This is a genomic window from Streptomyces sp. NPDC059455, assembly GCF_042750115.1.
Taxonomy (GTDB): Bacteria; Actinomycetota; Actinomycetes; order Streptomycetales; family Streptomycetaceae; genus Streptomyces; species Streptomyces endocoffeicus.
Genome location: NZ_JBHYVB010000334.1, coordinates 1 through 6,473 on the forward strand (window position 1 = coordinate 1; position 6,473 = coordinate 6,473).

The window sequence follows — 6,473 nt, forward strand, 5'->3', positions numbered from 1 at the left end:
TCCGGGATGAGGGTGTCCATTTCCCGGTCCTCGGCCGAGACCTCGAGATCGGCGTCCTCGTCGGGGAAGGCGGGCGGCTCGGAGAGGTTGTTGGACGGCAGGTACGACAGCAGCGCCTTGACGTACTCGATGCCGTCCTTCTCGTCCCCGGCCATGTGGTGCGCGACACCGGAGGTGGTGTTGTGGGTCCGGGCGCCGCCCAGCGCCTCGAAGCCGACGTCCTCGCCCGTGACCGTCTTGATCACATCGGGCCCCGTGATGAACATGTGCGAGGTCTGGTCGACCATCACCGTGAAGTCGGTGATCGCCGGGGAGTAGACCGCGCCGCCCGCGCACGGGCCCACGACCAGGCTGATCTGCGGGATCACCCCGGAGGCGTGGGTGTTGCGGCGGAAGATCTCGCCGTACATGCCGAGGGAGACCACGCCCTCCTGGATGCGGGCGCCACCGGAGTCGTTGATGCCGACGACCGGGCAGCCGGTCTTCAGCGCGAAGTCCATGACCTTGACGATCTTCTCGCCGAACACCTCCCCGAGCGCCCCGCCGAAGACCGTGAAGTCCTGGGAGAACACGGCCACCGGGCGGCCGTCGACCGTGCCGTACCCGGTCACGACCCCGTCCCCGTAGGGCCGGTTCTGGTCGATGCCGAAGTTGGTCGAGCGGTGCCGGGCGAACTCGTCGAGCTCGGTGAAGGACCCCTCGTCCAGGAGGAGGTCGATGCGTTCGCGCGCGGTCAGCTTGCCCTTGGCGTGCTGCTTCTCCACCGCGCGCGCGGACCCGGCGTGGGTCGCTTCTTCGATGCGGCGCTGCAGGTCCGCGAGCTTCCCCGCGGTGGTGTGGCGGTCTGGAATCTCGGGGGCGGTCTCCGGCTCGGTGGACATCGGGATGCGGCTCCTGCTCGTCCTGGGGGTGGATACGGCGGGTCTTCAGGATCGGGGGAAGGCGGGGAACGGGGCGGTACGGGTCGTGATCGTGATCAGACGGGTCCTGTCGGCTTTCGGGGGTTCCGGACCGTTCGGCGGCTTTGCGCTGGCTGGGCTACCGGCACGTAGCGTATCGGCGGCACCGCCTGGTGGCACTGCGTCGTTGGCCACACCTCCTGACCCTAGGCTGGCCCCCATGACGCCTTCTGACACCTCAGGGAGCCCAGGTGACGCGCGCGGACGCTGGTCCGACCTGGAGCGGCCACCGCTGAACGCGGCCGCGCTGCGCCGGGGGCTGGTGCGCCCCGGCGGGCTGTGGACCGAGCTCGAGGTGGTGCGGGCGACCGGCTCGACCAATACGGATCTGGTCACCCGGGCGCGGGCCGGAGCCCCCGAGGGCGCGGTGCTCATCGCCGAGGAGCAGACCGCGGGGCGCGGCCGGCTCGACCGCGCCTGGACGGCCCCGGCCCGGTCCGGGCTCTTCTTCTCCATCCTGCTACGGCCCGGCGGCGCGGGCGTGCCCACCGAGCGCTGGGGCTGGCTGCCGCTGCTGGCCGGGGTCGCGGCCGCCGGGGCGCTCAGCCGTACGGCGGGCGTGGACACCGCGCTGAAGTGGCCGAACGACCTGCTGGTGACGGTCGCGGGCGAGGAGCGGAAGTTCGGCGGGATCCTCGCCGAGCGGGCCGGGGACGCGGTGGTGATCGGCATGGGGCTGAACGTCTCGCTGCGCGCCGGTGAACTTCCCGTTCCCACCGCCGGGTCGCTGGCCCTGGCGGACGCCGTCTCCACCGACCGCGATCCGCTGCTGCGGGCCGTGCTGCGCTCGATCGCCGAGTGGTACGGGGAGTGGCGCCGCTTCGAGGGCGACCCCGGGGCGAGCGGCCTCCAGGAGACGTACGCGGCGGGCTGTGCGACCCTCGGGCGCCAGGTGCGCGCCGAGCTTCCGGGCGGCCGGGAGCGCGTCGGCGAGGCGGTCGCGATCGACGGCGACGGGCGTCTGGTTCTGGCCACAGAAGGCGGGGTTCAGGAGCCGGTCTCCGCCGGGGACATCGTGCATCTACGCTCCGTACCGAGGGAGGAATGACCCTCCCGCACAAGAGTGAGCTACGGCACACCTGACGTATCGTGGTCGCGGTCGGTCCAGCTCGGGGCGGCTGTGAGCGAGCTCGGGACCGGCCGGGAAGAGGGAACGGAAGGGCAGTGCGCAGGGATCGGACAGGGGGCGGGCGGTGACCGCCGACGACGCGGGTTCCGGCACGGCCGAAGAGCGCGAGGTGCTGGACGCCGCCGCGCCCGACGCGGCCGTACGGGACACCGGGGCGCGGGAGAGCGCCGCCGCGGAGGCCCCCGACGACGAGGACCAGCCGGACCCCATCGCGCTCCGGCTGGAGCAGCTGATCCTCGGCGCCGAGCGGCGCTACACCCCCTTCCAGGCCGCCCGCAGCGCGGGCGTCTCGGTCGAGCTGGCCACCCGCTTCTGGCGGGCCATGGGCTTCGCCGACATCGGCCAGGCCAAGGCGCTGACCGAGGCCGACGTACTGGCGCTGCGCCGGCTGTCCGGTCTGGTCGAGGCCGGGCTGCTGAGCGAGCCGATGGCCATCCAGGTGGCCCGCTCCACCGGCCAGACCACCGCCCGGCTCGCCGACTGGCAGATCGACTCCTTCCTGGAGGGGCTCACCGACCCCCAGGAGACCGGGATGACCCGGACCGAGATCGCGTATCCGCTGGTCGAGCTGTTGCTGCCGGAGCTGGAGGAGTTCCTTGTCTACGTCTACCGGCGCCAGCTCGCGGCCGCGACCGGCCGGGTGGTGCAGGCGGCGGACGACGTCGAGATGGTGGACCGGCGGCTGGCGGTCGGCTTCGCGGACCTGGTGAGCTTCACCCGGCTGACCCGGCGGCTGGAGGAGGAGGAGCTCGGCGAGCTGGTCGAGGCATTCGAGACCACGGCCGCCGACCTGGTGGCGGCGCACGGCGGACGGCTGATCAAGACGCTGGGCGACGAGGTGCTCTACGCGGCCGACGACGCGGGCATCGCCGCCGAGATCGCGCTGCGCCTGATCGAGACGCTGACGCATGACGAGACGATGCCCGAGCTGCGGGTCGGGATCGCGTTCGGCACGGTCACGACGCGGATGGGCGATGTCTTCGGCACGACGGTGAATCTGGCCAGCCGGCTGACGTCCATAGCTCCCAAGAACGCGGTCCTGGTGGACGGCGCGTTCGCCGAGGAGCTGAGCCGCACCGGGGAGGCCCCGGTGTCGGAGGCGGAGGCCGCGGAGGCGGCCGCCGCGGCGGAGAAGGAGGGCGAGGAGCCGCCCTCGTACCGCTTCGCGCTGCAGCCGATGTGGCAGCGGCCGGTGCGTGGCCTCGGGGTCGTGGAGCCGTGGCTGCTGAGCCGTCGCGCGTGAGCCCGTGCGGGGCGGGCGGTACGGGTGGTGCGGGCGCGTCCGGACCGTTCGGGGCGGCCGCGTCCGGATCGTTCCAGTGGCTCCGTCCGGATCGTTCCGGTAGCTCCGTCCGGATCGTTCCCGCGGCCCCGGCCGGATCATTCCGGTGGCGCTGACCGGATCACTGAACTGGGCCCCGCGCGGGGCCTGTTGGGCTAGCCTACGTCCGCAAGATCCACTCGGTGGATCCCAGGTCCTGTCGTCGAAGTAGCACCGTCCGCGTCCGCCCGCGGGGTGGGCCCGGCGGTGTCCAGGAGCACGTGTGACCCAGCTTTACGATTCGAGTGCTCAGCGTCCGGGCGCCTTACCCCCGCCGGGCTGTCCCGCCCACGGGGAGACCGGTGCCGAACCGCTCCACGCGCCCGAGTTCGGTACGGACCCCTTCGCGGTCTACCGGCGGCTGCGCGAGGCCCACGGCCAGCTCGCGCCGGTGGAGCTGGACAGAGGCGTACCGGCCATGTTGTGCCTGGGGTACGACACGGCGCTGGAGGTCATGCGGCGCCCAGAGACCTTCTCCAAGGACCCCCGTCACTGGCGGGACAGGAACGAGGGCCTGCTGCCGGAGTCCAGCTACGCCCCGCAGGTCATCAGGCCCCGGCCGCAGGTCGACTTCGTGGACGGCGAGGAGCACCGGCGGCTGCGCGGCGCCATCGAGGACACCACCGGCCGGATCGACTCCAGCGCGCTGCGGAACTATGTCGAGCGCATCGCCGACTCGCTGATCGACCAGTTCTGCGAGACGGGCGAGGCCGAGCTGATCGGGACGTACTGCGCACTGGTCCCGATCATGGTGACGAGCCAGCTCTTCGGCTGCCCGCAGGAGATCATGGACCGGCTGCTGCGGGGCGTGGCGGCGTTCATCGACGGCTCGGATCCCTCGGGCGGGGACCGGACCTCGGGCGCGGCGCTGCGCGAGCTGATCGACCTCAAACGACGTGAGCCGGGCGCCGACATCACCTCCTGGCTGATCGCCCATCCGGCGCGGCTGAGCGACGAGGAACTGGTCGAGCAGCTGCTGCTGCTGATCGGGATGGTGACCGGCGTGGTGCCCGGACTGATCGGCAACGCCCTGCGGGTGCTGCTCACCGACGAGCGGTTCTCGGGCGAGCTGATGGGCGGCAGCATGCTCGTCGAGGACGCCCTCGACGAGGTGCTGTGGACGGACCCGCCGCTGGCCAACATGGGGCTCTACTTCCCGGTGCACGACACCAACCTCGCCGGGAAGCGGCTGCGCGCGGGCGACGCCGTGATGATCAGCTTCGCGGCGACCAACCGGGACGCCCTGCTGAGGTCCCCGCACAAGCAGGGCAACCGGGCCCATCTGGCGTTCGGCGCGGGCGCCCACGCCTGCCCCGGCCGGTCCTCGGCCCGGCTGATCGCCTCCGTCGCGCTGGAGAAGCTCCTGGACCGGGTCCCCGATCTGGCGCTCGCCGGGGAGATCGAGGAGCTGAAGTGGCTGTCCGGGATCTTCGTACGGGGGGTGATCACGCTGCCGGTGCGGTTCGCTCCCGTACCCAGGCCGGGGAGCCGGCGCGGTGCGCCGCCCGTCGCCCGCCCGGGGGAGCCGGGCCCGCAGGGGCAGCCGGGCCGGCCGCAGGAGATGCCGCCGGGGACCCCTCCGCCGCCGCCCATCCCGCCGATCTCGCTGCCGTTCGCCACCGACGCGGCGTCCGCGGCTGAGACCCCGACGGGGTCGGGGTCGGGTCCGGAGTCGGATGGGCAGGGGGAGGACGGGCAGAAGCAGCAGTCGATTCTGATGGGCTTCCTGAACCGGTGGCGGCGGGCCCGCTAGGGCCTGTCCGGGCGCTCACAGGTTCCGCACGCCCCGGGGAGCTGGAATGATCGCGGGCAGTGTGTTCACGGTCGTTAACCGGGAGGGTGCGTGATGAGTGAGCAGCGGTACGGGGAGTGGGTCGCGGTCCGCAGGGACGGCTTCGTGGCCGAGCTGGTGCTGGACCGGCCCAAGGCCATGAACGCCGTCTCGTCGGAGATGGCGCGCTCCATCGCGGCGGCCTGCGCGGCGCTGTCCGAGGACCGTGACGTCCGGGCCGTGGTGCTGACCTCGACCCATGAGCGGGCCTTCTGCGTGGGCGCCGACCTCAAGGAGCGCAACTCGCTCACCGACGCCGAGATGATGCGGCACCGGCCGGTCTCCCGCGCCGCCTACACCGGGGTGCTGGAGCTGCCGATGCCCGCCATCGCCGCGGTGCACGGCTATGCGCTGGGCGGCGGCTTCGAGCTGGCCCTGTCCTGCGACGTGATCGTGGCCGACCCCACCGCCGTGGTGGGGCTGCCCGAGGTGTCCGTCGGGGTGATCCCGGGCGGGGGCGGCACCCAGCTGCTGCCGCGCCGGGTGGGCGCCGCGCGCGCCGCCGAACTGATCTTCTCCGCGCGCCGGGTGGCCGCCGCGGAGGCCCATGCGCTGGGCCTGGTGGACCGGCTGACGGCGGAGGGCGAGGACCGGGCCGAAGCCCTGGAACTGGCCCGCGGCATCGCCGCCAACTCCCCGGTCGGCGTGCGGGCCGCCAAGAAGGCGCTGCGGCTGGGGCAGGGGCTGGATCTGCGGGCCGGTCTGGAGGTCGAGGACGCGGCGTGGCGGACGGTGGCCTTCTCCGGGGACCGCGCGGAGGGTGTGGCCGCGTTCAACGAGAAGCGTCCGGCGAACTGGCCGGGGGAGTAACGGACGGGGACCGGGCGGGGTGCCGGACCCGGGCCGGAGGAGTAGCGACCCCGGACCGGGCGGAGTGCCGGACCCCGGCCGGAGGAGTAGCGACCCCGGACCGGGGAAGTTGACCGGATCCGGGGAGTGGCCCCGGCCCGGGGGGAGCGAAGCGGCCACCGGGGGTGACCGTTCGCTCGGATACCCGGGGTGAACGGCCCGCAGCGGATTGTTCTCGACGTTCTTACGCTGGAGAGCAGAGCGAACGATGCGAACGATGCATGGCCGTGAGGAATGCGAGGCCGTCGTGACGGACAACGGGGAGATCGGCGGGCGGCCCGATGGGGTCGACGGACGATTGCGGGCCGTCGTACGGCTCGCTCAGGAGATGGCGGCGGCGCACACCCCGCAGGAGTCGATGGGGGGGGGGGGCCCGGGGGGCCG

General features: G+C 72.9%; 5 protein-coding genes and 1 pseudogene. 5 read left to right on the forward strand and 1 reads right to left on the reverse strand.

From position 1 onward, the window contains the following. Positions 1–881, reverse strand: an 881-nt coding sequence (locus ACFXB5_RS51185) for an acyl-CoA carboxylase subunit beta (protein WP_385222369.1), incomplete at its 3' end; no start/stop codon positions are given. A gap of 238 nt (positions 882–1,119) precedes the next feature. Between ACFXB5_RS51185 and ACFXB5_RS51190 the strand changes: the two genes are divergently transcribed. The 5 genes and pseudogenes from ACFXB5_RS51190 to ACFXB5_RS51210 all read left to right on the forward strand — a co-directional run. Further along, a complete protein-coding gene (locus ACFXB5_RS51190) occupies positions 1,120–2,007 on the forward strand; it encodes a biotin--[acetyl-CoA-carboxylase] ligase (RefSeq protein ID WP_262699016.1) in 888 nt (295 codons plus the stop codon). 145 nt (positions 2,008–2,152) lie between these two features. Then, positions 2,153–3,331, forward strand: a complete 1,179-nt coding sequence (locus tag ACFXB5_RS51195; protein ID WP_385222372.1) for an adenylate/guanylate cyclase domain-containing protein — start codon at positions 2,153–2,155, stop codon at positions 3,329–3,331. 301 nt (positions 3,332–3,632) lie between these two features. Next, positions 3,633–5,162 carry a cytochrome P450 gene (locus ACFXB5_RS51200; protein WP_385222375.1) on the forward strand — a complete coding sequence of 510 codons (1,530 nt, stop codon included), beginning with the start codon at positions 3,633–3,635 and terminating at the stop codon, positions 5,160–5,162. A 93-nt stretch (positions 5,163–5,255) separates the two neighbouring features. After that, positions 5,256–6,050 (forward strand): enoyl-CoA hydratase/isomerase family protein, encoded by a 795-nt coding sequence (locus ACFXB5_RS51205; RefSeq protein ID WP_137978304.1) that lies wholly within the window; start codon positions 5,256–5,258, stop codon positions 6,048–6,050. A 256-nt stretch (positions 6,051–6,306) separates the two neighbouring features. Then, positions 6,307–6,473, forward strand: a pseudogene (locus ACFXB5_RS51210) (diguanylate cyclase); the annotation flags it as partial.